Source organism: Maritalea mobilis, from assembly GCF_004363175.1.
Classification (GTDB): Bacteria; Pseudomonadota; Alphaproteobacteria; order Rhizobiales; family Devosiaceae; genus Maritalea; species Maritalea mobilis.
The window spans coordinates 35,248-60,791 of sequence record NZ_SNYR01000002.1; the positions used below are offsets into that span (position 1 = coordinate 35,248).

The 25,544-nt window shown below is 49.7% G+C and carries 43 protein-coding genes and 1 pseudogene; 29 read left to right on the forward strand and 15 right to left on the reverse strand.

Going from position 1 to position 25,544, the window contains the following annotated elements; all coding sequences use genetic code 11:
- Nucleotides 1-3: 3 nt before the first annotated feature.
- The 8 genes from ATL17_RS07865 to ATL17_RS07900 form a co-directional block, all read right to left on the reverse strand.
- Complete coding sequence (locus ATL17_RS07865; protein ID WP_133572264.1) at nt 4-318, reverse strand: hypothetical protein; 315 nt, start codon at nt 316-318, stop codon at nt 4-6.
- Between the two features lie 145 nt (nt 319-463).
- Nucleotides 464-682 carry a hypothetical protein gene (locus tag ATL17_RS07870; protein ID WP_133572265.1) on the reverse strand — a complete coding sequence of 73 codons (219 nt, stop codon included), beginning with the start codon at nt 680-682 and terminating at the stop codon, nt 464-466.
- Entirely contained in the window at nt 683-1,453 is a 771-nt protein-coding gene (locus tag ATL17_RS07875) for a hypothetical protein (RefSeq protein WP_133572266.1), read from the reverse strand. It abuts the gene before it with no gap.
- Complete coding sequence (locus ATL17_RS07880) at nt 1,450-2,811, reverse strand: replicative DNA helicase (RefSeq protein ID WP_133572267.1); 1,362 nt, start codon at nt 2,809-2,811, stop codon at nt 1,450-1,452. The genes ATL17_RS07875 and ATL17_RS07880 overlap by 4 nt, the downstream gene beginning before the upstream one ends.
- Nucleotides 2,811-2,990 (reverse strand): hypothetical protein, encoded by a 180-nt coding sequence (locus tag ATL17_RS07885; RefSeq protein ID WP_133572268.1) that lies wholly within the window; start codon nt 2,988-2,990, stop codon nt 2,811-2,813. Before ATL17_RS07885 ends, ATL17_RS07880 begins: the two co-directional genes overlap by 1 nt.
- Nucleotides 2,987-3,436 (reverse strand): helix-turn-helix domain-containing protein, encoded by a 450-nt coding sequence (locus ATL17_RS07890; RefSeq protein WP_133572269.1) that lies wholly within the window; start codon nt 3,434-3,436, stop codon nt 2,987-2,989. The genes ATL17_RS07885 and ATL17_RS07890 overlap by 4 nt, the downstream gene beginning before the upstream one ends.
- Complete coding sequence (locus tag ATL17_RS07895) at nt 3,436-3,810, reverse strand: RusA family crossover junction endodeoxyribonuclease (protein WP_133572270.1); 375 nt, start codon at nt 3,808-3,810, stop codon at nt 3,436-3,438. Before ATL17_RS07895 ends, ATL17_RS07890 begins: the two co-directional genes overlap by 1 nt.
- Before the next feature lie 160 nt (nt 3,811-3,970).
- Nucleotides 3,971-4,342, reverse strand: coding sequence for a hypothetical protein (locus ATL17_RS07900; protein ID WP_133572271.1), 372 nt, complete (start codon nt 4,340-4,342; stop codon nt 3,971-3,973).
- A gap of 107 nt (nt 4,343-4,449) precedes the next feature.
- On the opposite strand from ATL17_RS07900, the gene ATL17_RS07905 reads away from it, so the two are divergent.
- Nucleotides 4,450-4,665 (forward strand): hypothetical protein, encoded by a 216-nt coding sequence (locus tag ATL17_RS07905; protein WP_133572272.1) that lies wholly within the window; start codon nt 4,450-4,452, stop codon nt 4,663-4,665.
- 137 nt (nt 4,666-4,802) lie between these two features.
- On the opposite strand, the gene ATL17_RS07910 is transcribed toward ATL17_RS07905, so the two are convergent.
- On the reverse strand, nt 4,803-5,030 hold the full coding sequence (locus ATL17_RS07910) for a DUF551 domain-containing protein (RefSeq protein ID WP_133572273.1): 228 nt from the start codon (nt 5,028-5,030) through the stop codon (nt 4,803-4,805).
- A 94-nt stretch (nt 5,031-5,124) separates the two neighbouring features.
- The gene (locus tag ATL17_RS07915; RefSeq protein ID WP_133572274.1) at nt 5,125-5,343 is read right to left on the reverse strand and encodes a hypothetical protein; all 219 of its coding nucleotides are present in this window, start codon (nt 5,341-5,343) and stop codon (nt 5,125-5,127) included.
- Nucleotides 5,344-5,662: 319 nt separating this feature from the next.
- Here ATL17_RS07915 and ATL17_RS07920 point away from each other — a divergent pair, with 319 nt between their 5' ends.
- The 25 genes and pseudogenes from ATL17_RS07920 (at nt 5,663) to ATL17_RS08030 (ending at nt 16,524) form a co-directional block, all read left to right on the forward strand.
- On the forward strand, nt 5,663-6,280 hold the full coding sequence (locus ATL17_RS07920) for a LexA family transcriptional regulator (protein WP_133572275.1): 618 nt from the start codon (nt 5,663-5,665) through the stop codon (nt 6,278-6,280).
- Nucleotides 6,281-6,287: 7 nt separating this feature from the next.
- Nucleotides 6,288-6,791 carry a hypothetical protein gene (locus ATL17_RS07925; RefSeq protein WP_133572276.1) on the forward strand — a complete coding sequence of 168 codons (504 nt, stop codon included), beginning with the start codon at nt 6,288-6,290 and terminating at the stop codon, nt 6,789-6,791.
- A 30-nt stretch (nt 6,792-6,821) separates the two neighbouring features.
- Nucleotides 6,822-7,016, forward strand: a complete 195-nt coding sequence (locus ATL17_RS07930; RefSeq protein WP_133572277.1) for a hypothetical protein — start codon at nt 6,822-6,824, stop codon at nt 7,014-7,016.
- Between the two features lie 332 nt (nt 7,017-7,348).
- Nucleotides 7,349-7,738, forward strand: coding sequence for a hypothetical protein (locus ATL17_RS07935; RefSeq protein WP_133572278.1), 390 nt, complete (start codon nt 7,349-7,351; stop codon nt 7,736-7,738).
- A complete protein-coding gene (locus tag ATL17_RS07940) occupies nt 7,738-8,124 on the forward strand; it encodes a hypothetical protein (RefSeq protein ID WP_133572279.1) in 387 nt (128 codons plus the stop codon). The genes ATL17_RS07935 and ATL17_RS07940 overlap by 1 nt, the downstream gene beginning before the upstream one ends.
- A gap of 50 nt (nt 8,125-8,174) precedes the next feature.
- Nucleotides 8,175-8,510, forward strand: coding sequence for a hypothetical protein (locus tag ATL17_RS07945; RefSeq protein WP_133572280.1), 336 nt, complete (start codon nt 8,175-8,177; stop codon nt 8,508-8,510).
- A gap of 9 nt (nt 8,511-8,519) precedes the next feature.
- Nucleotides 8,520-8,849 (forward strand): hypothetical protein, encoded by a 330-nt coding sequence (locus ATL17_RS07950; protein ID WP_133572281.1) that lies wholly within the window; start codon nt 8,520-8,522, stop codon nt 8,847-8,849.
- A complete protein-coding gene (locus ATL17_RS07955) occupies nt 8,846-9,136 on the forward strand; it encodes a hypothetical protein (protein WP_133572282.1) in 291 nt (96 codons plus the stop codon). The genes ATL17_RS07950 and ATL17_RS07955 overlap by 4 nt, the downstream gene beginning before the upstream one ends.
- Nucleotides 9,129-9,263, forward strand: coding sequence for a hypothetical protein (locus tag ATL17_RS17160; protein ID WP_281275878.1), 135 nt, complete (start codon nt 9,129-9,131; stop codon nt 9,261-9,263). The genes ATL17_RS07955 and ATL17_RS17160 overlap by 8 nt, the downstream gene beginning before the upstream one ends.
- A 344-nt stretch (nt 9,264-9,607) precedes the next feature.
- Entirely contained in the window at nt 9,608-9,865 is a 258-nt protein-coding gene (locus ATL17_RS07960) for a Lar family restriction alleviation protein (protein ID WP_133572283.1), read from the forward strand.
- Nucleotides 9,862-10,080, forward strand: coding sequence for a hypothetical protein (locus tag ATL17_RS07965; RefSeq protein ID WP_133572284.1), 219 nt, complete (start codon nt 9,862-9,864; stop codon nt 10,078-10,080). The genes ATL17_RS07960 and ATL17_RS07965 overlap by 4 nt, the downstream gene beginning before the upstream one ends.
- 74 nt (nt 10,081-10,154) lie before the next feature.
- Entirely contained in the window at nt 10,155-10,910 is a 756-nt protein-coding gene (locus ATL17_RS07970; RefSeq protein WP_166638949.1) for an ERF family protein, read from the forward strand.
- On the forward strand, nt 10,907-11,377 hold the full coding sequence (locus tag ATL17_RS07975) for a hypothetical protein (RefSeq protein WP_133572286.1): 471 nt from the start codon (nt 10,907-10,909) through the stop codon (nt 11,375-11,377). The genes ATL17_RS07970 and ATL17_RS07975 overlap by 4 nt, the downstream gene beginning before the upstream one ends.
- Before the next feature lie 9 nt (nt 11,378-11,386).
- Nucleotides 11,387-11,692, forward strand: coding sequence for a hypothetical protein (locus ATL17_RS07980; RefSeq protein ID WP_133572287.1), 306 nt, complete (start codon nt 11,387-11,389; stop codon nt 11,690-11,692).
- Nucleotides 11,689-12,120 carry a nuclease domain-containing protein gene (locus tag ATL17_RS07985; RefSeq protein ID WP_133573133.1) on the forward strand — a complete coding sequence of 144 codons (432 nt, stop codon included), beginning with the start codon at nt 11,689-11,691 and terminating at the stop codon, nt 12,118-12,120. The genes ATL17_RS07980 and ATL17_RS07985 overlap by 4 nt, the downstream gene beginning before the upstream one ends.
- A gap of 7 nt (nt 12,121-12,127) precedes the next feature.
- Entirely contained in the window at nt 12,128-12,343 is a 216-nt protein-coding gene (locus ATL17_RS07990; RefSeq protein WP_133572288.1) for a hypothetical protein, read from the forward strand.
- Nucleotides 12,344-12,372: 29 nt separating this feature from the next.
- Nucleotides 12,373-12,660, forward strand: a complete 288-nt coding sequence (locus tag ATL17_RS07995; protein WP_133572289.1) for a hypothetical protein — start codon at nt 12,373-12,375, stop codon at nt 12,658-12,660.
- Nucleotides 12,657-13,142 carry a hypothetical protein gene (locus tag ATL17_RS08000; protein WP_133572290.1) on the forward strand — a complete coding sequence of 162 codons (486 nt, stop codon included), beginning with the start codon at nt 12,657-12,659 and terminating at the stop codon, nt 13,140-13,142. The genes ATL17_RS07995 and ATL17_RS08000 overlap by 4 nt, the downstream gene beginning before the upstream one ends.
- Nucleotides 13,143-13,144: 2 nt before the next feature.
- Complete coding sequence (locus tag ATL17_RS08005; RefSeq protein ID WP_133572291.1) at nt 13,145-13,342, forward strand: hypothetical protein; 198 nt, start codon at nt 13,145-13,147, stop codon at nt 13,340-13,342.
- Complete coding sequence (locus tag ATL17_RS08010) at nt 13,335-13,610, forward strand: hypothetical protein (protein ID WP_133572292.1); 276 nt, start codon at nt 13,335-13,337, stop codon at nt 13,608-13,610. Before ATL17_RS08005 ends, ATL17_RS08010 begins: the two co-directional genes overlap by 8 nt.
- A 62-nt stretch (nt 13,611-13,672) precedes the next feature.
- Nucleotides 13,673-13,933, forward strand: a complete 261-nt coding sequence (locus ATL17_RS08015; protein WP_133572293.1) for a hypothetical protein — start codon at nt 13,673-13,675, stop codon at nt 13,931-13,933.
- Nucleotides 13,930-14,556, forward strand: a complete 627-nt coding sequence (locus ATL17_RS08020; RefSeq protein WP_133572294.1) for an HNH endonuclease signature motif containing protein — start codon at nt 13,930-13,932, stop codon at nt 14,554-14,556. The genes ATL17_RS08015 and ATL17_RS08020 overlap by 4 nt, the downstream gene beginning before the upstream one ends.
- A gap of 52 nt (nt 14,557-14,608) precedes the next feature.
- Nucleotides 14,609-14,701: pseudogene (locus ATL17_RS17215) on the forward strand (hypothetical protein); the annotation flags it as partial.
- Nucleotides 14,702-14,760: 59 nt separating this feature from the next.
- Nucleotides 14,761-15,759 carry a tyrosine-type recombinase/integrase gene (locus ATL17_RS08025; protein ID WP_133572295.1) on the forward strand — a complete coding sequence of 333 codons (999 nt, stop codon included), beginning with the start codon at nt 14,761-14,763 and terminating at the stop codon, nt 15,757-15,759.
- Between the two features lie 267 nt (nt 15,760-16,026).
- Nucleotides 16,027-16,524 carry a DUF2147 domain-containing protein gene (locus tag ATL17_RS08030; RefSeq protein WP_133572296.1) on the forward strand — a complete coding sequence of 166 codons (498 nt, stop codon included), beginning with the start codon at nt 16,027-16,029 and terminating at the stop codon, nt 16,522-16,524.
- Between the two features lie 19 nt (nt 16,525-16,543).
- On the opposite strand, the gene ATL17_RS08035 is transcribed toward ATL17_RS08030, so the two are convergent.
- Nucleotides 16,544-17,254, reverse strand: a complete 711-nt coding sequence (locus ATL17_RS08035; RefSeq protein WP_133572297.1) for a glutathione S-transferase N-terminal domain-containing protein — start codon at nt 17,252-17,254, stop codon at nt 16,544-16,546.
- A 141-nt stretch (nt 17,255-17,395) separates the two neighbouring features.
- Here ATL17_RS08035 and ATL17_RS08040 point away from each other — a divergent pair, with 141 nt between their 5' ends.
- Nucleotides 17,396-18,184: a sulfite exporter TauE/SafE family protein gene (locus ATL17_RS08040; protein ID WP_246028666.1), complete on the forward strand. Its 789-nt coding sequence runs from the start codon at nt 17,396-17,398 to the stop codon at nt 18,182-18,184.
- A 441-nt stretch (nt 18,185-18,625) separates the two neighbouring features.
- Here ATL17_RS08040 and ATL17_RS08045 read toward each other — a convergent pair whose 3' ends face one another.
- Both ATL17_RS08045 and ATL17_RS08050 read right to left on the reverse strand, forming a co-directional pair.
- A complete protein-coding gene (locus ATL17_RS08045) occupies nt 18,626-19,906 on the reverse strand; it encodes an AAA family ATPase (protein WP_133572299.1) in 1,281 nt (426 codons plus the stop codon).
- Nucleotides 19,907-19,978: 72 nt separating this feature from the next.
- Nucleotides 19,979-22,063, reverse strand: coding sequence for a molybdopterin-containing oxidoreductase family protein (locus tag ATL17_RS08050; RefSeq protein ID WP_133572300.1), 2,085 nt, complete (start codon nt 22,061-22,063; stop codon nt 19,979-19,981).
- Between the two features lie 77 nt (nt 22,064-22,140).
- Here ATL17_RS08050 and ATL17_RS08055 point away from each other — a divergent pair, with 77 nt between their 5' ends.
- Nucleotides 22,141-22,506, forward strand: coding sequence for a VOC family protein (locus ATL17_RS08055; protein WP_133572301.1), 366 nt, complete (start codon nt 22,141-22,143; stop codon nt 22,504-22,506).
- A gap of 48 nt (nt 22,507-22,554) precedes the next feature.
- Here ATL17_RS08055 and ndk read toward each other — a convergent pair whose 3' ends face one another.
- Complete coding sequence (ndk, locus tag ATL17_RS08060) at nt 22,555-22,977, reverse strand: nucleoside-diphosphate kinase (protein ID WP_133572302.1); 423 nt, start codon at nt 22,975-22,977, stop codon at nt 22,555-22,557.
- A 109-nt stretch (nt 22,978-23,086) separates the two neighbouring features.
- Nucleotides 23,087-23,512, reverse strand: coding sequence for a hypothetical protein (locus ATL17_RS08065; protein WP_133572303.1), 426 nt, complete (start codon nt 23,510-23,512; stop codon nt 23,087-23,089).
- Between the two features lie 136 nt (nt 23,513-23,648).
- Here ATL17_RS08065 and ATL17_RS08070 point away from each other — a divergent pair, with 136 nt between their 5' ends.
- Nucleotides 23,649-25,535 (forward strand): ABC-F family ATP-binding cassette domain-containing protein, encoded by a 1,887-nt coding sequence (locus tag ATL17_RS08070; RefSeq protein WP_133572304.1) that lies wholly within the window; start codon nt 23,649-23,651, stop codon nt 25,533-25,535.
- Nucleotides 25,536-25,544 lie beyond the last annotated feature (9 nt).

Genomic DNA, 25,544 nt, shown 5'->3' on the forward strand with positions numbered 1-25,544 from the left:
TTTTCAGTCCTTTTGGTTGTCTGTAATCGTATTTCGGGGAGTGTCAGGGGATTTCAGGGCGCGGATTTGGTAGCCTGTTTCTTGTATCCAATCAGACACCATCGATTTTTCACGCCTGTTCACTGGACTTTTGGTGTTTGCTGCATCCTGAGATAAAAATCTCGCCTTTCTCTCACAAACATGTGCCGCATCTTCCAGCACCTCATTCATGCCCTGCTCTATGGCCGCAATAAGCGCTTGCTTGTCGTCTGGTGCAAAGCCCTCGGGTGTGCTTAGAAAGCGCTCTACTATCTTTTCTGCGCGGTCTCGTGGGGTCATGATCGATCCTTTGGTGTAAAAATATACGTGGCTAAGAGGGCGCATCCGACACCAGCGCCAACAAACAAAAAGCTTTCAGTTGCTATTCCAGCAATCATTAGAAACCAACACGCCTAAACGCTAATGCAACCGATAATGAAAGCCATCACGCTTCACCCCGCTTATCCATTTCCTCTAAGGCCGCGAATAAAACATCTTCTAGGTCAAAAACAGTGAGTGGAATGCGGCCAAACTCATCGCACATCATGCAACCTTCGGATTTTCCATTGCAGTGAACGCACACTGGCATCGCGGCTTCTGCCATCAACTTGGCTTTCGTCCGTATCGCCTCTATGGCTATTTGGTATTTGCTTTGGTCGGTCATCTATGCTGCCTCCCCTTTTGGTGCTGTGAGGTGGGAGGGGGCTTTGCAGCCGTGTTCGCCGGGCTTAGGGCCCCATGATTGCGCCCAAACTCCGGTTTTGTTGAAATACTCAATCCGACCTTGCCAATCGGTTTCGGTGGCTTGGGTTGTTGCTTGTGAGGAGATTTCCTCCCAGCCGTTGCGGTTAATCCAGCTTGCCATCATGGGCCGGAACTGGTTGTCGGTTTGCACCGCCTTGGCCTTGGCTTTCGGCAATGCATCACGGCAGGCTTGCTTGTCCGCGTCTTTCAGTTTGGCAAAAGCCTTGAATGCATTTTTCCGATTATCCCCATCGCGCCAACGGTGTGACCAGACGGTATTGAGGAAGTTTGAGAAAATTGGATCTCCTTCATCCCCATATCGATCGGCTATCGACTTTCGGGGGGATTTAGGGGGGTTATATAATATATTTTTATTTTTCTTTTGGGGGGTGTGGGGGGAGTTTTCTTTTTCTTTTTGCTCAACCGTCACAACTGGAACGTTCGGAACGTTACCACTATCCATATTTTTCAATGGCTTAGCATTTTCGCATTCGTCAGCAGAATGTTTTTCACGTTCTGCACGTTCCGTAACGTCTGGAACGTTACCACTTTTCTTATTATTCAAGCACTTAGCTTTTCTGGCGCGTTGTTTTGCAAGGCGTTCATTCTCCACGCGCTCGACAACTTCCAGAATTGTTTCAGCGCTCACGCCCGCCGCTCTCATTGCGCTGATCGTCTCAAGTAAATTCATGATGCATCCCTCACGGCGTTGTGTTGAATTGAACAGAACAGTTGAACGTCACCGTTCTCACCGTTCCGGTTTTTGCGAATTAGAAATTCAAGTGAATTGAGCGCGTCATTTAGGTCTTCTGGCGCTACGTCTTGCTTTTGCTGAAGGTAGTAATATTCGCGGTATAGGAACGCGACCACGTGAGCATCTTGCTCAATCTCACCTGACCAGCGTAGATCGCTCATTGTGGGCCGTTTATCGTCACGGCTTTCAACCTGTCTGGAAAGCTGTGAGAGCATCACCACGCAACAATCTAGCTCTTTGGCTAATGCCCTAGCCGCACCAGAAATTTCGCTTGCTTCTGCCACCTTATTGCCGCGGTAATGGCCTGTTGGCTTTACAAGCCCCAAATGGTCAATGCAAAGCACTTCCAAATCACGGCCAGCAGCTTCAAACTGCGCCTTAATTTCCCGCGCATGACCGCCAATTTCTGCCATTGATAGGCTTGGGCTAGAATCCCAAAAGAACGGCATACCCATCACGCTATCACGCGCCGCCAATATCTCATTGGCTTGCCCGTTGCTTAGTTTGCCGTTTAAAATCCGGCTGTAGTTTGGTGCGATCGGATTGCTAAAACGGTCATAAAGCGCGTCTGAGGCGATGCGGGCTGCAATCTCTTGCCTTGACATCTCCAAAGAAAAGAACGCCACGCCATGCCCTGCTAAAGCGGTTCTACGCAATGATGAAAGCACAAAGGCACTCTTGCCCATGCCGGGGCGACCAGCGATCACATAGAAGCTACCGCGTTTATAGCCGTTTAGCTTTTCGTCTAGGGCGCGAATGCCTGTAGTAGCACCACGCATTTCGTCTTGATGGTCGATCGAATATAGAAGCGCATCAAAGCCCTGCTCTAATGTGCCGCTTTCTTGTGTGCCTTGTGACGCTGCGATCGAACCAAATTCAGCAACCGCTGTTGTTGCAACGCCGAAAGGATCAACGTTTGGGTCATCTGCAATTTCGATCACCTGAAGCGCGTCATCTCTCATTTTGCGTCTGGCCCAAAGGTCGCGCAAAGTATGGATAAGATCAGATAGCGTTGTGGAAGGCATAGATTGCGCCGCCAAGCTAGCCATAAACTCATTGCGGCTGATACCGCCTAAATCTTCCGGCAACTGGTTGAGAAGCCCGAAGAATGTAAGCTCACGCCCCTCTTGTGTTGTCGCGACCATAATATCAAAGATGCGGGCGCACAGATCGTCGCTAAACCAATCGGATTTGATCCTTGAAGAAAACACGGGCAACAGCTTTGGAAATTCCAAAAACGTACCCAAAATATTGATTTCCAGATCTGTGTTTGTGTGCCTTGGTTCGGGCAGCATTATGCACCCCGCAAAAACAGTTTGTAGAAACGCCCTAGCGCCCTGCCAGCCTCAAAGTGATCTTTCTTTGAACCGGTCTGTTCTGCCTTTTCGCGCAATGCGGTATATTCAGCGTAAGCTTGTTCGGCCAAAGCCTCATTGCCGCTATTGTCGACCACTAATTCAAGATGATTGCTCATTGAACATCACCTCGCTTGATGCGGTTCATATGCCGATCAATGCTGTGCCAAATGGTCGAGTGATCACGCCCACCCATTGCCCTGCCGATCTGCGCCAATGATAGATTTTCGACCTCATTGTGGATCCGGTAGGCGCACTCATCACGAGCTTGAACATATTTGCGGTTGCGGCACGTACCCTCAAGAAGTGCAATGGAAACATGATGCTTGCTAGAAACCTGCTTCTTGATCGCTTTGATGCGTTCGGCGCGGGTTGCATTTTCCCAAGGCACAATGTCAATCGCCTTGTACTGAGAAACCAACTCTTTGATTTCTGGGTCAGTAACTCGAAGCATGGCCTTCATTGGTTTGATGCGGGCAACTGCTTTTGGAGTTGGATAAAGGCGCTCACGCACTTCAACCCGCTTTGCTCTATAGTCGCGCTCAATCGGTCCTATGGCGTTCATTATGCGGCCTCCTTCACGGTGATTTCGTCTAGGAAAATCTCAAAGCCGCCACCCTCAACCGTTCCTTTTTCAACGGTTAAGCGTTCGCAAAATTTGTCGTCTTTGATGAAGTCCAGCGTTTGCAGCAAATCCAAAATCGGCTTTACGCGGTTATCAATGTCGCTGTTTGAACGCATGCTCTTACGGTCCAAAACAATGGCGATTGTGAACGCGCCAGCAATGAAGGCATTGCGCTTTTGGGCTTTGAGATCATAACCAGCAGCATTGGCCCATGTGGCATAGCGTTTTGTCCGGTGCCGGCCACCTGTCTTGCGGTTATTAGCAAAGCAATCATTGACGCTTGGCGGCATGTGTTTGCAGGTCAAGTGGATCATGACAGCACCCCAAAGTCAGAAAGGGCGACTAGGACCAACACCGCGGCCGATAGGATTGATGCGATTATCAAAACACTATTTGGTATTTTCATCGTTCATAATCCTTTCCGCTTGCTTGCGTAATTCAATGGCGCGAAGCATCAGCGCCGTTGCCCAGCTGTTAAGAACCTTGGCCAGCCATTTGTTTTTTGAGGCTCTCAATAATTTGACCTTGGCGCTCAATCTCAGCAGATAGCTTTTCGATCTGGCCAAAAATCTCTTTTTCTTCATCGGTAGCCCCTTCCAAAAGTTCCCGAATTGCGGCAACCTCGTAGCCATCAAACTTGGCTGAGGGTTCACCTTTTAAAATTGATCTGACGCGGCGATCCGAGAAATGAAGACACTCAGATTCATTTCGCTGGAACTTGCTCACGATAGTATTCAGTCGGCGGCGCAGCTTTGGGCGAACAGACTTGAGGTTGTCCGCTGGCCAAGTGCGCTTCACGTACTTGATGATGTCTGGCTTACTGTCGGCGGCTGAAATGTATGTCACTTTCGGCCCCCTCTTAAATTTGGCTCTCTGAGACAACTTTTTGGCTCCTGCATCGTGTTTATTGATTGCAGGACGTGGGAACACGAAAGTGCATTGGAGAACGCACAGTGACGAATAATTTCAAACCGATGGATGTGGCGCTGCAACGCCTGTTCACAACGATCCGAGAGGAACAAGAAAAAAGGGCGGCGACCTTGGAGGTAGGCCGGGAGGAGGAAGCCTACGGCCACCGCCCAGTTTGCAGCCGCGTATGTGGAGGGGAAACCACGGCCAACGTTATTGATTTTGCTCAGTGGAAGAAAAAGCGCACGGCTAGGCTGTGAATATCCGTTATGTGCAGCCCGCCGCGCGAGTTTAACAGGAACGCGAGGTTTCGCGTCTTGCTCTTTCCAAGCAAGCCGTATCGCATGCCCCCTAAGAGACAATGCCCCTTCTCTATGCGATATGGTTTGCTTGGGGATCATTTGGCCACCTTTGGCGCTTCTGGCAAAGGCATCCAGTGGGTAGGCGTATATCCGACAGACTCCCAATATTCGAAGTCATGAGACACAACAAATGTACTGGCACCATGTTCATAGTGGCAGATGGCGATGTATGAATGTGTCCGCCCGCCCGCAGCGATGGAACCGAAGCAGAGAATTTGTGACTCGTCTTTCGGCGCGATTTCAATTGGTTGCCAATCATCCATTAGACCCACCCCGCGCTTGCATCGTTAAAGGCAATGCGAAGTGCAATGCATAAAAGCAAAAATGCTATCGGGCCTTTATGGGTAAGGAGGAAGGTCATTTGCCCAAACCTCGCTTGATCAAAGGGTCAATCACATCGTCCCAAATCATGCAAAATGGCAGGATCATGACCATCACCAGCAGCACCAGCCAATTGAGCGGAAACCACATCACTATTTTCTCGTCGCTGATGCGTTTACCGTTCAGATACATTGGGATGCCGTTTGACTTCATCAAAAGCCAAAGATTGAAGCGATGTTCTTTGAAGTAGTACACGTCACCCCCTCCTATGCTGCGCCCTTGGGCGGCTCGAACAACCATGCGTCCTGCCACTTCCGGCCGAATTTCTCTTTTCCAAGCTCCCGAAGGCTGGGGAGAACTCCCCGAGGGAACTCACCCCGTTGCTCCCATTCGCAAACAGAAGGCTGCGTGCGCTGCAAAGCGTCTGCAAACTCTTGCTGCGTCATGGCAAATAGGTGCTTTCGTATAATCTTTGGCTTGCTCATATCCTATATTTATAGGTTTTTCCTATATTATGTCAATCAGAAAATATAGGATTTTTATAAGTGCCCAAATTTTTGACAAAGTGAGATAAGTGGGCATGTTTAAAGAACCCGATACTTATCAACAGAAGTGGGTGGCCGAAAATTTTGCTCGTGCGAAGCGTGAGCGTGGCCTAACCCAATCCAAGCTAGGAGTGGCGCTTGGCATTAGCCAGCCACAGGCACGCGCACTTGTGCTTGGCGACCGCAAATTAAAAGCGGATGAAATTCCTATTTTAGAGCAATTGTTTAATGCCGAATATCATCCAAACAGCGACTCAAACTCCAGTCAGTTTGTGCCGCTCGTTTCATGGGTCAGCGCCGGGCAAATGTCCGAGCAAAGCCCCGTTGTTAATTTTGATGAATACCCACCGATAGAAACTGCTGGCTTACATAAAGGCAACTGGATCGCCTTAAGGGTGACTGGCGACAGCATGAATAAGATAAGCCCACCGGACAGCATTATCTTTGTTGATCTGGATGATCGTAATTTGGTGCCGAACGCGCTTTACGTCATTTCAGATGAAGAAGGTCACGCCACCTATAAGCGGTATAGGCCAAGCGAATCCCCGCCATTTCAGCCCGCATCTTATCATGAGGTTGGGCCACCATGCATAAAAGGCGCTGCGAAGGTCATAGGCCGCGTCCGGCGCTCTGTTATTGATTGTTGAGAGATATATGGCTTTTGAATTTACCCTGGAGAAAGGTGACTTTGCCGAAAGCGCATCTTCGAATGAAGACAATGTGATCATCCTAAAAATTGGTCACGATATCGCCAGAAATGTAGAATATTCTTTGAATTGCTCATTGAGTATCGCAATCGGCGAAAACCAATCGACCCTTGAGTTCGTATTCATGATTATTGAAACGAAGCCAGATGGTACCTATGTAAGTCACATGATGAGCGGCCTAGAAACAAAGGGTCTACTAACAGAACCGGAACAAAGAACAGAAGTTTTGGACGCGGTTCGGTTTTCGCTGCAGATTTTAGCCGAAAATTTACAACCTTCGGTCATAAATATGATGACATGCGAAACCAATTTGCCCCGCAAAGCGTTAATGAAGTACGACTATGTGTTTGACGTATTGCCGCATCTGGGATATGACGCGCGGCGCGGGAACCAGCAATTAGGCACACATATCTGGATTGCGAAAAGAATTGATCAACCGGCGAATGTGTGATCTGGTAGTCTTGCTAACAGGAGAACAGCTATGCAAAAACCACCAATTAGTCGTGAGTTGCAGCTGAAAATGATGGAGAACCCGAAAAAGCGTTATGACGAATTGGTCAAGAAACGCTTTGCGGATGAAGGTTTCAGGGACACCGTAAAAAGCGCCCTTCGGCGAAACGATAAAAAAGGGTACAAGCAAGATACCTCATATCGTCTAGAAGCCGCAGCTAATTAATTATAAGCGCTCACGATACAAATAAATCAAGAATCAGCCCCGCCCCTTTCGGCGGGGTTTTTCTTTATAATGCGTTGTAACAAAAAGGGCCGGTGCCGAAACACCAACCCTCGCTCACGATATATATGTCCTGATCTAAACGCTGAAAACTCGATTGCGGTTACATGGTAGCCTCCCGGGTTGCGAGTGATTTTCCTCTCACATCAAGTCTGTACACCCTCTTTATAGCAGGGCGCATTTTCCGTTACAACTAAATTATAAGGTTTTCCTATTTTTTATGTTGACATGCATTATAGGATTATCCTATATTTATCTCAACAGCGGAGATGGAAATGACCAAGCTAGAGCAATACAAAACATTTGTAGCGGTGATGATTGAAGGCGGTGAAGTGCTGGAAACGCACACCTTCGACAAGCTGGCCGATGTGATTGATCAAGCGTCAGAATATGGCTTGGAATGGGTGATCTTGGGCGTGAATGAAGGTGCAACGCAAGGCGACACCATCACCGTGCAAATCGCTGAGGCAATGGCCGATGCATACGTGGAAGATCAATACCACGACTTGCAGTCTGATGATTGGTCAGAAAGCGCCTGTGAGTTCATCAGCGCCCACGCTCAAGACTATCTCGATACAGCAATTGAAGAAGCGCGGATTGAGCATCGCGGCGGTCAGCCAACCTTCCCGCGTAGCTGGCCAGCAGCATACAAAGGAGCAGCGTAATGTCGAAGGTCGAAACCGGATACCAAAAGGAAGGCAACCGCCACATTTGGTTTGCCAAGAGTGAGTTAGGCGGCGTCCACATTTGGGCGATAGAGCAAGACAAGGATTGGCGTGACAGGTGGGGCGAACGCTTCCTAGGTGGTATCGAAATTCACTCGCCTAAGCCGCTTTATGGAGATTGCCAAGCATCTCATGATGATTGCTGGCTATTGAATGCGCCTTGCTGGCATGACGGTTCATCATTGCAGTTCTCAGAGCAAATCGAACCCGTCATGCGCCACTGCGACGATATCCGCGAGATGGACGATTACATCATCGGAACATGCATTGAGCGTTATCGCTACCAATTTGATCACGACGAACAACCACAACCAGAATTTCTGTAGGCACCAGACCGCGCCTACTACCAACAACACGCTATTTAAGGAGCGGAGAGATGGCAAAAGACCCAATCAAACTTGGTAATTTTGAAGTGCCAACGGAGTTTAGTGTTTTCGCTGGCGCAAAGCTAAACCAATACCCGCCGCATAACTCAATCCCAAAAGTTGGCCGTGAATATCACGATGTTGCGAACGGCTTGTTTTATGAGGGCGGCACACTAAGCGATTTTGGCGCCATTCTCAATCCGGGCGTGGACAGCGGTCTGTTTCACGGCGCTTTGAAAGCATATCTCGCTTCATTTGAGCCAAAGCACGAGCACAAGATGGATGCAGCCGCGTGGTTGATCAGCGAGTGTTGCACGGTCTCCGCCCTCACCCCACACGCACTATAGGAGGCTGGAATGGCTATAGAGGTTTTTGACGCCATCATGGATTGGGACGCTCGCAACCAATTAGTTCGGGAAGCAAGGTTATTCGAGTGGGCGGTTTGGGATAGCAAACAGCGCACCTGCGGGAGGTGTCATTGGTGGATGAAATCCAATGATTGCCCATTAGAACACAATATTAACGGCATGTCTAAAGGCCCATCTTCTGGTGATCGCCGTGCAAGCCAATGCTCAAAATTCAACCGTACACGACGGGCTGTGGAAGTTACAGAAAATCTGGAAAAAAAAGCAGAGCAATTAGCGAGCGCCCTTTCCAAAGCCCACCCCACACAGGGAGATGAATGATGGCCGAACAAGACGAAGCTGCCTTTGCGGCTGCAAGCGACAATGGGCACCAATCAGGCCTCACCGCCCAAGAATACGCCGCCATTCAGCTAAAGGTGCCTAATAGCGGCACTGAATGGCTGGATGAAATGATCGAGCAGTCTTTGCGGAACGATTTCGCAGGGCAAGCGCTGGCCAACATGGCAAGTTTTCACGCTGGTGATGCCTTTGATCCCAAGAACGTTTCAAAGGCTGCATATCAATACGCCGATGCCATGCTCCAAGCCCGGAGCGAGAGCGATGGGTGACAGCCAAACCACTTCAAACGATGTGAGCCAATGGGCAATCGCTGCTGATGCAAAGCGCAACAAGGATGGGAAATCATCCATAGCCAATCTAACCGCCGATAAGGCCAAGGAGAAAGACAATGGGTGATCTATTTCTTTTAGTATTTATCATCATTCTGTTCGCCATAGCCGGATGGATAGGAGTGACCGCCGGTCGTCTTACCACCAACGGACATTGGCACAAGAGATATCGTCATACATGCGGGTACCACACAGAGTATAAGCACAACACGAAGCCATGCGGTGGATGTGGCGCTGATGATGGACAGTGGGAAGTGGTCACAATGCGCGCCCTAGTTTTTGGTTGGGAAGCGCAATCATGACCCGCACGATCAAATTCATCTCGAAATACGACACGCCGATAGCTTGCGCCATTTGGATTGCGGCTTGGTTCATCGGCACTGCAATCGCCTGTCTGCAAGGAGTGTGAATATGAGTGAGAAGCTAAAGCCCTGTCCGTTTTGTGGGTCTTCAATTCTTGACACATACAAAATCGGTAATGGTCGTGTTGTGGCATGTCGAGATTGTGGAGGCGGCGCGAACGTAAACCGCTGGAACACCCGCCCTCTTGAGCAAGAGCTAGTAGAGGCGCTGAAAGACCTAACAGATGCTTGCGATAATTTCGGCGTATCAGGCGGCAATATCCCACATGCCAAGACGATAATCGCCAAAGCGGAGGGAAGATCATGAACATCACCCGCGTTGAAACCCGCCCTCACTGGTACGTCAAAATCGGCAACGGCTATCTACACATGATGGCGGGGGCAAGCCCAACAACAGACAAGCGCCGGGCGCGGCTGGTCAATGAACACCAGTTAAAGAACGTGCTGGCGCAAATCCCCGGGGCCGTTCCCTACCCTCAAACCGAATACAACCAGAAAACAGATGGAGTGGCTTCGATATGAGCGCACTAGCAAAACAAGACGAACACCACGAAGTGCAAACGCAAAGCCAAGGCAGCGCGATGCTGGACCGGATTATGCAGGCTGCCAGCAATGCCGATATGGACATTGATAAGTTTGAGCGCCTCATAGCTTTGCAGCGCGACATGGAAAAAGATCAGGCAAAGAAAGAGTTCTATGCCGCCATGTCAGAGGCGCAGAACGCAATGAAGCCCATTGTGAAGAATGCAGAGAACAATTTCACAGGGTCCAAGTATGCCACGCTTGAGGCAATCAACCGGGAAATTCAGCCTATCATCTATGCGCATGGGTTTTCGATCACTTTCGGGGAAGGCGAGACTCAAAAGAATAATCACTATCGAGTGCAAGCGACGATCCGGCATGTTTCCGGCCATTCTGAAACAGAATTTATGGATGTGCCATCCGATGGTGCTGGCGCACAGGGCGGGAAAAACAAGAACGCAACACAGGCTTTTGGCTCGTCTGTCACCTATGCACGTCGATACCTGACAACTGCAATCTTCAACTTGTCTATCACTGGTGAAGATGATGATGCGCAACGGGCAAGTGAGAACCCGCCTAAGTTCGAGCGCCTCACACCGCATCGCGCAAAAGAGATCATCAACTTCCATGCGATCTTGAAAGAGATTGATGAAGGTCAATTCAAGAAGCTCAAGAACCTGGAGGCCGAGCTTCAAGGCCGCCTCGCATTCATGCCAGAAAACTGGATTGGGCAGTTTATGGAACGCATTGAAACGCGCCGTGAAGAACTTGAGGCGATGGCCGAAAAAATTGACATGGCAGATCGCGGCAACCCGGAGGCATACCAATGATCTATCAATGGGATGGCTTGGCTATGGTGCCAATGCCACGGTTTCAACAAAAGTGCGATGATCAGTTTGTTGTCGGTGAGCTTTACAATCTCGAAATCAAAGAAGATCGATCTGCAAACAGCCACAAGCAGTATTTCGCAGCAGTCCGTGAATATTGGGTAAACCTGCCGGAATTGATCGAAGATAACTTCCCAACCGACGAGCATTTGCGGAAATGGGCTTTGATCAAGTGCGGATATTATGACGAGCGGTCAATGGTTGCATCCAGCAAGGCTGAAGCGTTGCGAATTGCGTCATTTGTAAAGCCCTCGGACGATTTTGCAATTGTCACGGTGAATGAGTGTGTCGTGCAGGTATTCACCGCCAAATCTCAATCTTTGAAAGCAATGGGGAAGCGTGAATTTCAGGCCAGCAAGCAAGCCGTTCTGGACTTCTTAGAAGCCCTTGTGATGGGCCAAGCAGCATAGGAGAGCAATATGGGTTACCACAAAGACAGCCTTTGCAAATCGTGCAAGCGCGGACGGATCAGCGTTCAAGTCGGTTATTTGAAACCTGAATTTAAGTGCGGAACCTGTGGTGACGTGTTTAGCGCGGGATTTGATGGTGCACCATATTTTGAAGCGGCGATAAACAAAAAACCGAACGAAACACCGCTCGATTATGTGTCGCACTATTATAACGGTTCGTGGGTTGATGGTAAGCATATACAGCCAAGCAGGCGCGGCAAGCTCGTAATGAACCCTAAGCACAGAGAATGGTTCAAGAAGTGGAATGTCGCATGATCCACTCCAAGAAATACACAGACGCGGCTAGAGGCCAGCCCTGCACTTTGCAGATCCCCGGAATATGTAACGGCGATTGGTCAACAACCGTTGCGGCCCACATTCGCGATGAATTTAAGGGGACCGGCAACAAGGCCAGCGACATTTCAATTCTCGACGCCTGCCACTCATGCCATGCAAAATTTGATGGGCAGTTAGGCGAACCGCTAAGCCGTGATGAATGGCTATTCTATGCGCTGCGCGGCATTCAGCGCACCTTAGAGAACCGTTTCGCGCAAGGCATTTTGTTTGTGCCTGCCGACCCAAAGAAGCGCAAGAGCGGCAAGAAGGTCAGATCAGGCAAGCCGATACAATCGCGGGGCTTTCCCAAGGCGAAACGCAAGATGAACGATCCGTTTTTCGACAACTCTAGAGACGTAAACGATTGAGGAAATCATGATCAAGAAACCAGACTTTGAAGCATTTGCAAAAGACGTGATGGAGGCTTGGCCGGAAGGTGATCTTGAAGGTTTTGAGTTGCAAGAAAAGGCCATAAAGCACGGACTGATCTATGAGGTTGACGGCGGCTATGACCCTAAGAAGCACGAGGACTTGTACGGTTGCTCCGAACCTGGAGACACTTGGTATCAGATAAACTTCAAACGCCCATAACCCAACGTAAAGCAACTGGATGAAATGTGATGAAGGCAAAGAACGTAAAAATAGGAATGGTCGTTGAGGCAAAAGGCCAAGGAATATTCGTTGCTGTAGATGCCAGCAATATCGATAAAATTCGTTTTTTTGCTGATGAATATCGCATAGCCGCCAAGGACAAGCAGCCCAAAAAATGTTGGGTGAACATATACCCACGAAATTCAACGGCTGGCTTTGCATCCAGAAAAGAAGCGGATGACGCGGCGGGCCATACACGTATCGCTTGTCTTTCATATCGCCGCGGCAGCGGGCTAACTCCAAAGGACCAATCATGACCACACCAAAAGAAAAGCTCTCGGAAACTAATGAAATCGACGGCCAAGAATACCCCAGCGATGTCCTTATGCGGCTTGTTGAGAAAATCATGGGCGTGACGGAGAAAGAATGTGCCGCCGATGTGGAAACAGGCGCTGCGGCTTGGGAACACGCCACTGAAATTCTTGCACGTATAAAGGCAGCGCGAGAGGAAGGGCGGAGGGAGAAAATCAGCGCCTATGATTTTGTTTTAGGTGCTGATGCCTGTGCGTTGCTTGATGTTTTGAGCCGCGCCAAGTGTGATGATTGCAGTGGGCAAGGTGAACGGAATGACGCCGAAGCTGGTGACATTTCTTTCAACTCGTGGGTTTGCAAATCTTGCGATGGCAAAGGATGGAATAAACAAGCGGTCGTGGAAATCATTGGCGCAGTAGGGCCAATCTCACCCCAGCCAGAAATCCGCAATCTCCCCACCAATGCGCCAGAAGGTGAGAGCGAATGAGAATGTCAGAAGCAAAACCGGGGGCTATTGTGGTGCGCAAGTCAGATGGTCAAGTCTGTTGGGTCGCCAACAACACTAACCTGATGGTTGGTGACAAGGTGGAAAGCACCCTTTGGCGGCCCCGCGAATTTCGCCACGCAACAATTGACGATCTGCCATTTGTTACAACCCTCCCCACCAAGGAGCAGGACAATGCCTAGGAAGATCAAAGACCGCATTGTTGATGCGTTAACCCAGCATGGGAATGGCGGCTTTCTGGTTTATCATGAACTGGCGAAGTTGGTTTTCCCAAAAGATAAATATCCCAACGCATGGAACCATCCAGCTAGGGGCGGCCCTCCGGGGTGTTACATGGTCTTAAGCAGAGCAATTCGTGAGCATGGCTTCTATATCAGCTATGAAGACGCGCCAGCCGTGGTTTACGCGACTGTTGGGCTGGCTGGAAACCTCCCCACCAAGGATCAGTGAGATGGATAGCCGTACGAAAGGCTACGAAACAGCTACGAAAGATTTTACGAAAGGCAAGTGTGATGAAGAACAAACTCCAGGACTTGAATGATCACCTATTCGCCCAAATGGAACGCCTTTCAGAAGAAGGCATGAGCGCGGAGCAAATTGAACAAGAATCCAAACGCGCAGATTCAATGGTTTCGGTTGCTGATCAAATTATTCGCAACGCCGACCTGACATTTAAAGCCGCAACCTTTGTTGCCACACATGGCGACCGATACCGCCCCGCCTTATCTGGTCTGATCGGCAAACCTGTAACAGTGGAGCATGAAAAAGAATGAAGGGCAGATCAATTCCATACAGCAAAGAAGAATTGGTATGGCTTGAGGCGCGTAAGACAAAGCCTCGCCGCCAGCTGCATACTGAATTTGTCCAGACGTTCGGTCGCGATGATATTACGCTCGCTAATTTCAAAGCGAAATGCACTCGCATGGGTTGGAAAACAGGCCGGACAGGCCAATTCAAGAAGGGCATTACACCGCACAACAAAGGCAAGCCGCACCCGCCCAAAGGACGTGCCAAAGAAACGCAATTCAAGAAGGGCAACACTCCACACAACACAAATTACCTTGGCCATGAGCGGCAAACAAAGAACGGCTATATCGAAATCAGTGTGGACGAAGTGAACCCGCATACCGGATATGAACGCCGCTATGTGCTGAAACATAGATGGATGTGGGAAAAGGCAAACGGCCCAGTGCCAGAAGGACATGCGCTAAAATGTTTGGATGGGGATAAAACGAATTGTGACCCAAGCAATTGGGAGGCAATACCCCGCGCCCTGCTACCACGTTTGAGCGGTGCAAAGAAGGGCATCAATTACGATCAAGCCCCGGCAGAGTTGAAGCCGACAATTCTAACGGTCGCTAAATTGGAACATGCATCAAGAGAGGCCAACCAATGAACACCATTGACATAGACGCGCCTATTCCGCTGGCAAGGCATGGAGGTGATGAATGATAGAGGCATATACCGCCGCCGATGTAGCCAAGCAGTTGCATGTTTCGCAACGGACCTTGGTTGAAAGCGCAAAAAAACATGGCCTTTGCTTCAAAGTTGGCCGTACAGTATTATTCACAAACTCACACATAGAGCAGTTGATCGAAAAATGGGAAGTCTCAAACTCTTCAAACGTGGCGAAATCTGGTGGGTCCGTGGCACCATCAATGGATTCCGCATACGGGAGAGTACAGGAACGGCTGAAAAGTCAATTGCGGAGCAGTACAAAGCTAAGAGGACACTCGAAGTCCACAAGGCCGAAATCCACGGCCAAGAAAGCGTAGTCACCTTTGCCGCCGCAATGGAGATATATCTAAACGCTGACAAATCGGAACGCTTTCTAGCACCAATCTTTGCAGAATGGGGTCACAAGAAAGTCAGCGAAATAAAGCCGGGCAATGTGCATGACCTTTGCCTTAAGCTGTACCCGAATAGCGGCCCCGCCACACACAACAGACAAGTGATAACGCCCGTTCAGGCGATTATAAATCACGCTGCAAAGCGCGGGCTATGCAACCCCATAAAAGTTGAGCGCTTTAAGGTCGAGAAGAAAATACCCCGCGTAGGCAACCAGCAATGGCTTGAATCTTTCATTGCCCATGCCAGCCCCCATCTGGGCGCTCTTGCCATGTTTATGGCGTACACAGGCGCACGAATAAGCGAAGCGGTTCGGCTTGAATGGAAAGATGTTGATTTTGACAACCAAGTCGCGGTGCTAAGAAAGACCAAAACAGACCCGCTCGTTTGCACCATGCCCCAGCCTTTGATCATCAAGCTGGCAAATTTGGAGCGCACCCAAGATCGTGTGTTCCGGTACAAGTCTCGAAACTCTATTCAAACGGCATGGGCAACTGCTGAAAAGAACGCCGAAATTGAGCATATTCCACCGCACGACATGGGCAGAAGGTACTTTGCAACAGCGCTAATGCAAAACGGGATTGACCCTGTGACGGTCGCTAAAGCTGGTGGGTGGAAAAGCAAGCGGATGGTGCTTGAAGTGTACGCGCAACCAAGCGACACAAAAGAGGCTGTTCAAAACACGTTTGGCACAAAATTGACACAACCGCACATAGCGGTGCAAAATAACAAATCAAAAACAAAGAGATAGAGAAGCAAGCTACATCTTTAGCAGGGGAGCGCCTTCGACCACTCGGCCACCTCTCCGAGGCAGTGAATAACCTTAACGATGTGATGGATGCAAGCCATTTTTTCAAAATTTTGACAATGTCTTGTGTTGTCCTCAACTTGAAACTTGTCTCACCGGTTCATAATTTAATGACTATAATGAAGAACGGTGCGAATCTTGGTGATGATTCCGTGTTGGATTAAGTGTTGATCAACACCCGTTTGCAAAACTGATTTTTAAAAAGTGCCTGTGTTTAAATCAGGATGCAGGATGAGCCGAGTAGCAATTTTAGATTATTTTGGACCCAAAATGCTTGTAACAGCGACAAAAACAATCGTCCGTTTCCTTATCGTCTTGGCGCTTATGTTGCCGAGCACACAATCTTTCGCTTCTGCTTTTAACCCGGTGGGCACCTGGCGCACTAAACTTGAAGCTGAGATTCGTATTGAGCGCTGTGGGGCGCAAAAATATTGTGGCCGCGTGTCGAAGGCGGCAAAGCCAGGGCTTACAGATAAGCGCAACCCTGATCCAACCATGCGCAATCGCCCGATTGAGGGCATATTGCTGATTACTTTTTCAAAAAGTAATGATCCGAGCGTTTTTGAAGGGGAACTTTATAATCCGCTGGATGGCAAAATGTATGAAGGCACCGCGCGGATGCCGAATTCAAACACGATCCAGCTTAAAGGTTGCCTGTTTTACAGCATTCTTTGTCTGAAAGAAAATTGGGTCAAAATCGCACCCTGATTTCGACCCAATCCTAATCTTATTTTGAGCGCTGATTGAACAGCACTTTTTGTGCGTCCTTATCGGTCGCCAGATTGAGCTTTTCGCGCTCTTCTTTGCCCACTTCCATGCCTTTTTGCACCGCTTCGCGGGCGCCCAAACGGTCCAGCCATGCTTTCACATGGGGGAATTCTGCAATGTCCATACCTTGGCCTTCCCAAAGGGTAGCCCAGCCGTAAATGGCTATGTCGGCGATGGAATATTCCCCTGCCACATAGTCCTGGTCAGCCAAGCGCTTGTTCAGCACGCCGTATAGACGATGGGTTTCATCGGTATAGCGCTTCATGGCGTATGGCAGTTTTTCCGGCGCATATTTATTGAAGTGGTGGTTTTGCCCCAGCATTGGGCCAAAGCCGCCCATTTGCCAAAACAGCCATTCATCCACCTTCACTTGTGCGCGCTCGTCGCTTGGGTAGAATTTATCGAACTTTTTGGCCAAATATTTCATGATGGCTGCAGATTCGAAAACGGAGATTGGCTCTCCGCCCGGCCCTTCCGGGTCCACAATGGCTGGGATTTTGTTGTTTGGTGAGATTTCCAAAAACTCGTCTTTAAATTGGTCGCCAGCGCCAATATTGATCATGTGCACATTGTAGGGCACGCCAAGTTCTTCCAGCAGAACGGAAATTTTCCATCCGTTCGGCGTGGTCCAATAGTAAAGTTCGATTGGTTTATTTTGTACCGTTGACATAAAGCGCCCCACTGGTTTGAATAAGTTAAGGGTAGTTTATCGTAATTTTACGATGGACTATCAAGCCCACATCAAACACAAAAACGTGTACAGCACGAATTTGTTTCATATTGTCCAATCCTTGGATAATTATTGCGCGCATTGTCGGATCAAAAGGACAATATTTTGGACTGGATCATTCTGTTTTTTGCCGGGCTTGGCGCCGGCGCGCTAAATGCTTTGGCTGGCGGCGGTTCATTCGTGATTTTTCCGGCGCTAATGCTGGTGGGCGTGCCGCCCGTGGCCGCCAACGCTACGAACACATTTGCCTGCTTACCCGGTTATGCCAGCGGTGCCATCGGCTTTTATGATGCGATCATGGCCAATCGGCAAAGGCTTGTGCTTTATTCCATCATCGCGCTGGTGGCGGGTTATCTCGGGGCCGAGGCTTTGTTGCTCGTGTCCGACGCGCAATTTAGCACCATTGTGCCGTGGTTGATGTTGTTCGCCGTGCTTGCCTTTAGCTTTGGTGGCCAGTTGAACAGCTATTTGGTGTCCCGTAGCAGTGGCAGCAAGCGTGCAGCCCGCGCGGGAGCCATCGGCACGGCAGTGTTGCTCACTGCAATTTGCTTTTATGGCGGCTTTTTTAATGCCGGGCTGGGCATCATCCTTTTGGCATTTTTGGTTTTGGCGGGCTATAAAGACATCAATGGCATGAACGGCATCAAGCTGTGGCTCTCCACCTTGGTTGCCCTCACCGCCGTGATCCGGCTGGCCATTGGCGGCTCAATCTATTGGCTGGAAGGTTCTGTCGCCCTCGTGGGTGCTACCATTGGCGGCTACCTCGCCGCCCGCCTCTCCTACCTAATCCCCTCCATCTATGTGCGCCGCTTTGTGATCATTTACGCTTTGGGGCTGACGATCTATTTCTTTTGGAAGGTTTATGGGTGAGAAAACATCTTTCGCCTATGACGACGATACGAGTTCTGATTTACGATTGGAATGAATCGACGATGTCGTGGTGATAAACTGCCCTGCATTGCTGCCTTACATCTTCCCATTCGTTCGTCACGGGTGAAGACAAAAAAGACCCCGCAGAGAAGCGAAATCGCAAAAATGTGAGGGTCATCACAGGCGTCATGCGCCTCAAACTCGTCGTTGTTGCAAATTTCGATTCTGATGGGTTCAACATCCTCCCTAGACACGACCTTCGACCGACCCTTCAACCTTCTAAACTCAGCATATCGTTTAAGCGCAGCTTCAGTCATTTCTCTTTTAGACTGATCATCTTCCGAGCAAATTAGGACAATGTTTTTGCAGCGCACCAACTCAGGATAAATCTCCAAAAACCAAGTTTCCTGCACAACGCAAGGCTCAATAAGTACCTCCATCTCAAAACACTTGCTTGCTTAATTCGTTAATAAAGAATTCGCGATAACTATCTGGTGCGTTTGCAATTGTTCCATCTTCTTCAATATCGAGTTTGTAGGCGGTATTGCCAATCCTCGAATTCTCACAATAAATTATGCACGCACCCTGCTCTGAACTGGACTTTCGCACCCTGTATCGATAGCGATCAATTAAATAATCGCTGTGTGTCTCGGCTATGAACCCGCAACCTTTTTCATTCATTTCAAAAAAATAATCACCCATTGCAGCCTGGGCTACTGGGTGTAGATGTAGTTCTGGTTGTTGCACCAATACAATTCTTTCAGTCAGTGCACCCCAAATCAACTGTAACAATACGGGAACTGATTGAGAAACACCCACGCCAACTTCAGACAAGGAAAATTCTTTTTCCTCTCTAATAATTCGCACGTGCAAAGGTGCCCTCGCAAATTTTTCACTAATTGTATCTACTTCGAAACGCGAAAACAGACCGCTGTCGTTCGCAAATCGTTTAATTGGCACCCAGTACTTTCGTTTCTCATGCTTTGAAAGTTTGTGCCAATTTGCGAGGGTTCTCTGACCATCAACGCTCTCGGAGATTTCTTGGTCATAGTACCTTTCAGGTCCACTACGAAGCGGCCCAAGAAACAACGACGGCAAAAACTTTTTTCCCTGCAGCGTTCCGAAAAACTCAAATTGAACATCTTCAGATTCTTCCGTCATTGAATGTAACAACGACATCGCTCTAACAACAACATATGGATGATTTGCGTGAAATTCTTCTGCTTCTGCTACAGGCGAAAATTCTAAATCGTCACAATTATGGAAATCCAAAACCCCGGAAAATCCTGCCAGGGAGGCACCATTATAGCTTGCAGCGTGAATTTTCTGGTTGAATATTGCGATTGTAACTGCATGTACACCATCACTAGCAGTGAATCTCGAAACAAAATTTGTTGGCTCGCCAAACTCATCTTTCACGCGTTGAATAGTCTGAATTCTGACTAATTTGCCAACTTCTCCCTCTTCATCCGGTTCTTCATCGTTCTCGAAACCAATGATTACATCCGCATGATCAAAATACGGTGATGTAAAACCGTCCCAGTCATGTAGATGATTTGAGTTAAGGTTTGGCGCTTGAACCAAGGAGGTTCGAAACACGTATTCAACCAAATGAAGTATAGATGTTTTTCCTGAACTATTGTCCCCGACGAGAAATGTGGGGTGTGAAACATCAAAATCAATTTCACTAAAACCACGAAAATTTTTCGCAAATATTCTCATTGTCAAACCGTACACGTTTAAAAATACATTATAATTGGCACTTTTTAACAGTTGTTCAATCGATTGGCTGGGTCAACCCCGCACCCAAACCGCACAATCATGAAACGCTGCCCCACCAAACGGCGGTACGGGGTCTGAGCCGATTAATGTGTTGATTCCTTTGCCGCCTTTATGTGCCTTGTTTTTAAACAGACTTTCGGCGATCAGCACGCCGCGTTGCATGCCGTCGAAGATTTTGGCTTTGAGGATCACCTCGCCTCTTCTGTTGCCGACGGTGACGTAATCATCTTCATTGATGTTGAGCGCTGCGGCATCGTCGGGGTGGACGAACACGGTGGGTTCCGGGTGGCGTTTTTGCGATCCCGGGGTTTCGGTGAAGCTGGTGTTGAGGAAGGCGCGGGCTGGGCTGGTGGCCAGACGGAATGGATGCGCCTCGTCGCAGGCTTCGATGGTTTCCCAATGGTCGGCGAATTTGGGCAGAATGGCTGGGTCGCAGACAAATTCTACTGCTTTGCGCTCTTGCGTGGCGAGCCAGTCTGGCGCGAATTTGAAGCGGCCATCGTCCCACGCGAAGCCATCACGATAATGGGCGTCGGCCACAGTATCGGCGCGTTCGATATAGCCCTCTTCGGCCACCTCATTTAGCGAGCCAAAGCCGGACTTTTGGAACGTCTCGTCGATCAGTTCACGATCTTCCATTTCAAAGGCCGCGCCCTTGGCGTTCAGCCGTTTGGCCAGTTCTTTAAACAGCCAATGGTTGGAGCGGGTTTCGCCCGGCCCCTCCTGGATTTTCGGGCCATAAAGAATGCGCGTGTGGCCACCTCGGGTGTAAAAATCTTCATGTTCGGTGAACATGGTGGCGGGCAACACAATGTCGGCCAGCTCCGCGGTGTCGGTCATAAATTGCTCATGCACAACCACAAACAGATCGTCGCGTTTAAAACCTTGGCGCACCAGTTCCTGATCTGGTGTCACCACCGCCGGATTACAGTTCTGGATCAGCATGGCTTTCACCGGCGGGCCGTTTTTCAGTGCCTTTTGATCGCCCGTCAAAATGGGGCCAAGCTCGCACATATCCAGCAGCCGCTGGGGCTTGGTGGCAAGGTCTGATCCGGTGATCAGGCTTTTATCGATGCCCCATGTGCCCGAATTGGAGTGGAACGCCCCGCCCCCATCATATTGCCAGGCGCCCAGCATCGCAGGCACGCACAACGCCGCGTGCATGGCGGTGGCGCCATTGCGCTGGCGGGTGAAGCCATAGCCGAGACGGAAAAAAGCGCGCGGGTTGTTGCCCAACAATGCGGCCAGTTCTTCGATTTGGGTTACGTCTAGCCCGGTGATGTCCGCGGCGCGTTCGGGTGTCCAGCTTTCAAAATGTGATTCAAACTCAGGTGAGAAGTCTGTGTATTTGCTCATAAATTCGCGATCGGCTTTGCCATCGCGCAGCAAAATATGCATCAGGGCGCAGGCCAGCGCGCCATCTGTGCCGGGCTTCAAGAGCACGCCCATATCCGCCTGTTGCATGGTGGCGGTGCGGTAAATATCGACCACCACGATCTTCGCGCCGCGCTCTTTGCGGGCTTTCATGGCATGGGTCATCACATTGACCTGGGTGTGCACCGGGTTGGTGCCCCAAATCACGATCACGTCCGATTGGGCCATTTCTTCCGGGTTCACACCCTGCAAGCGGCCGGTGCCTGCCACATAGCCTGCCCATGAAATCATGGAGCAGATGGTGCCATATTGCCGAGAATAGTTTTTGGCGTTACGCAGGCGGTCAATCCCGTCGCGCATCACATAGCCCATGGTGCCCGCATAAAAATATGGCCATACGCTTTCCGCGCCGAACTCGTCTTCGGCGGCGAGGAATTTTTCGGCCACAATATCCAGCGCCTCATCCCATGAAATGCGCTCAAACTTGCCTTCGCCTTTGGCCCCCACCCGCTTCAGCGGATAAAGCAACCGATCCGGATGGTGCGTGCGCTCCGCATAGCGGGCAACTTTTTCGCAAATCACGCCTGCCGTATATGGATCATCCTTTGCCCCGCGCACCCGGCCCATGCTGCCATCTTCCAAAATTTCCACATCCAGCGCGCAGGTGGATGGGCAATCATGAGGACAGACAGTGCGTTCAACTTTAAGGACAGTTTTTTTCATGGGGCTAAAGGGGCTGTTTTTGGTTGCGGATTTGCGGCACAATTTAGTGCAGTTCAGCACATAAGCAAGGAGAGAATATGCTCAAGCAACCAAGATATGTGATTGCAGTGAAAGACCTTGCAAAATCCAGCGCCTTTTATCGCGATAAGCTCGGCTTTGAGGTGATTGAAATTGAGGACAAAGGCTGGCGCTTTTTTGTGCGCGACAATGTCACCATCATGGCGGGTGATTGCCCCGATGAAATGGCCGCTTCTGAGACAGGCGATCATTCCTATATGGCCTATATTGTGGCGGAGGATGTGGATGTGCTTTTTGCCGAATATGAGGCCAATGGCGTGGAGATCATCAAGACCCTGCGCGATGAGGCGCATGGCATGCGCGAATTTGGCATCCGGACCATTGACGGGCATCGCCTTATGTTTGGCCAATCCATCAGCGCATAAAAAAGGGCCGCCGAAGCGACCCTAAATTCATCACGAAATGGATGGCGATTAGCCAACGATTTCGTCGTCAGAGAAGAAATATTTGATTTCTTCAGCAGCAGTTTCTGGTGCGTCTGAACCGTGCACTGAGTTTTCGCCGATTGAAAGCGCGAATTCTTTACGGATTGTGCCTTCAGCAGCGTCAGCTGGGTTTGTTGCGCCCATAACTTCGCGGTTTTTCGCGATGGCGTCTTCGCCTTCCAAAACCTGCACAACAACTGGCTCAGAAATCATGAAGTCAACCAATTCACCAAAGAAAGGACGCTCTTTGTGTACAGCGTAGAAGCCTTCAGCTTGCTCGCGTGTCATGTGAATGCGCTTAGATGCAACGATGCGCAAGCCAGCTTCTTCAAACTTGGCGATGATTTTGCCAGTCAAGTTGCGCTTTGTGGCATCAGGTTTAATGATAGAAAATGTACGTTCCAAAGCCATTGAAATACCCTTATTTTGCTTTGTGGGATGTGGCCTGCGTTTTATAGACCTTATCGGGATATGACAAGCACCAAGATCATTTCATGATGACGGTGAGATGACAGCCCGATTATTCGATCAAAAGCTCCTGTGCTTCGATCACTTGGCCAGATTGATCTTTGACCTCAAAGCGCAAGCGCTCAAGGTCTTTTGGCCCATCGAACCACACTTCCATATTGAGCGGCTTTATGGCTTGGGTGCACATGCCCCCTTCAATTTGCACGTTAAAAGTAAGGTCCGCCACATAGCGGCCCACATCTAAAGTGTGGCCAGCCAAGCTCCAGCAGCCATTTGGGGCGAAATACATATATTCAAAATTGATTTGGTCGGTGCCCACGCGTTTCACCATGGGGATATTTTCACGCGTAAGCCCTAAAGATGGTTTGGTGTTAAAATGCGGTTTTTGCGGCCCAGTGTTGACGGTTTGCGCCATCGCAGCTAAGGGTTGTGCAAAAATCAAAAGCAAAGACAGTATAATGGATTCCGGCAGTTTCATTCGAAGACCTGTTTGAAAAATTTCAATGCACCCCAAATGTTGGTGACGCGCATTTTTGCGCCTCCGTTTGGCGTGTGCTTTTCAAACTAATCTCGAATAATGAACAAAATTAGGCCGTTCGAAAGCTGCTGAAATCATGCTGAAAATTACGAATTTAAATTACTCTATTGAAGGTCGCTCGCTGTTTGAAAATGCGAGTCTCACCCTGCCCGCTGGCTCGAAAGCCGGTTTTGTGGGCCGCAATGGCTCGGGCAAAACCACTCTCTTCCGCTTGTTAAAAGGCGAAATCCCCACAGATTCTGGCGATATTGAAATTCATCACCGCGCAAAAATGGGTTCGGTGGCGCAGGAAGCGCCTGCCACCCAAGATAGCGTGATGGATATTGTGCTGGAAGCTGACAAGGAACGTCTTCAGCTTTTAGAAGAAGCGGAAACCGTGACTGATCCGATGCGCATTGGCGAGGTTCACACCCGTTTGGCCGAAATTGAGGCCCATTCTGCCGAAGCACGCGCAAGTTCGATTTTGAAAGGTTTGGGCTTTGACCAAACCAAACAGGCCGAACCTTGCGCCAATCTATCCGGTGGCTGGCGCATGCGTGTGTCGCTCGCGGGTGTTCTGTTTTCCAAGCCTGATCTGTTGCTGCTCGATGAGCCGACCAACTATTTGGACCTTGAAGGCACCTTGTGGCTAGAGCGCTATTTGGCGAACTATCCTTACACGGTGTTTATGATCTCGCACGACAGGGATTTGCTCAATAAAGCGGTCAATTCCATCGTGCATTTGGAGCGCGGCGGTCTCAGCTTTTACCGCGGCGCATATGATCAGTTTGAGGAAAATCGCCGCTTGCAGATGGACATCAACAACAAGCAGCGTGAAAAGCAGCTTGAGCAGATCGCCCATATGCAAAAGTTTGTGGATCGGTTCCGGGCGAAAGCGACCAAAGCAAAGCAAGCTCAATCTCGCCTGAAACGGATTGAGAAGATCAAGCCTGTGGAAGCACTGTTCGACGAACATGTGGCCCCCTTCACCTTCCCGCAGCCTAAGCGTGCGGTTTCGGCCCCCATTATCGATATGGAAATGGCGGCAACCGGATATGAAGAAGGCACGCCAATCCTCAGCCGTATCAGCGGCCGCATTGATCCTGAAGATCGCATTGCACTTGTGGGCATCAATGGCAATGGTAAGTCCACTTTCGCCAAATTGCTGGCGGGTGAACTGAAGCTGATGGATGGTCGGCTCACCAAAGCGCGTAAGCTTGAGGTGGCGCACTTCGCACAGCATCAGATGGATATGCTCAAGCCAAAGCAAACGCCATTGGAGCATGTTGAACCGCTTATGCCCTACGATAGTGAGGCGAAACGGCGGGCGCGTGTCGCACAGATGGGCCTCACCACCTCGCGCATGGACACGTTGGCAGAAAATCTTTCCGGTGGTGAAAAAGCACGTCTTTTGATGGGCTTAGTCACCTTTAACGGGCCAAACCTGTTGATCTTGGACGAACCAACCAACCATTTGGACATTGATAGCCGCGATGCTTTGGTGCAGGCGCTCAATGAATATGAAGGAGCGGTGTTGATCATTTCGCACGATCGGCATTTGATCGAGGCGACGGTGGACCAGCTTTGGATTGCCAAAGATGGCACCATCTCTGTGTGTGATTATGATCTTGAGACTTATCAACGGTCCCTCACCGGCACGCGCGACAAGCCGGAGCCGAACAAAGCCAACAGCCCTGCGGACAAAAAGAAAGATCGCAAGGTCGCTGCCGAAAAACGCGCGCAGCTTGCCCCCTTACGCAAGGAAATCAAACAGTTAGAATCCAAGGTTGAAAAATTGAATCAACAATTGGCAAAAACTGACGAAGCTTTGGAAGACCCTGATTTATTTCAAAAAGATCAGGAAAAAGCTGTGCAATTGGGCAAAGATCGGGCAGATTTGGCCAAGGATATTGAGGCGGCGGAAGAGCTTTGGCTGGAGAAGCTTGCCACCTTGGAAGAGGCGCAGGAGGAACTGGGCCTTTAAGCATTTGGG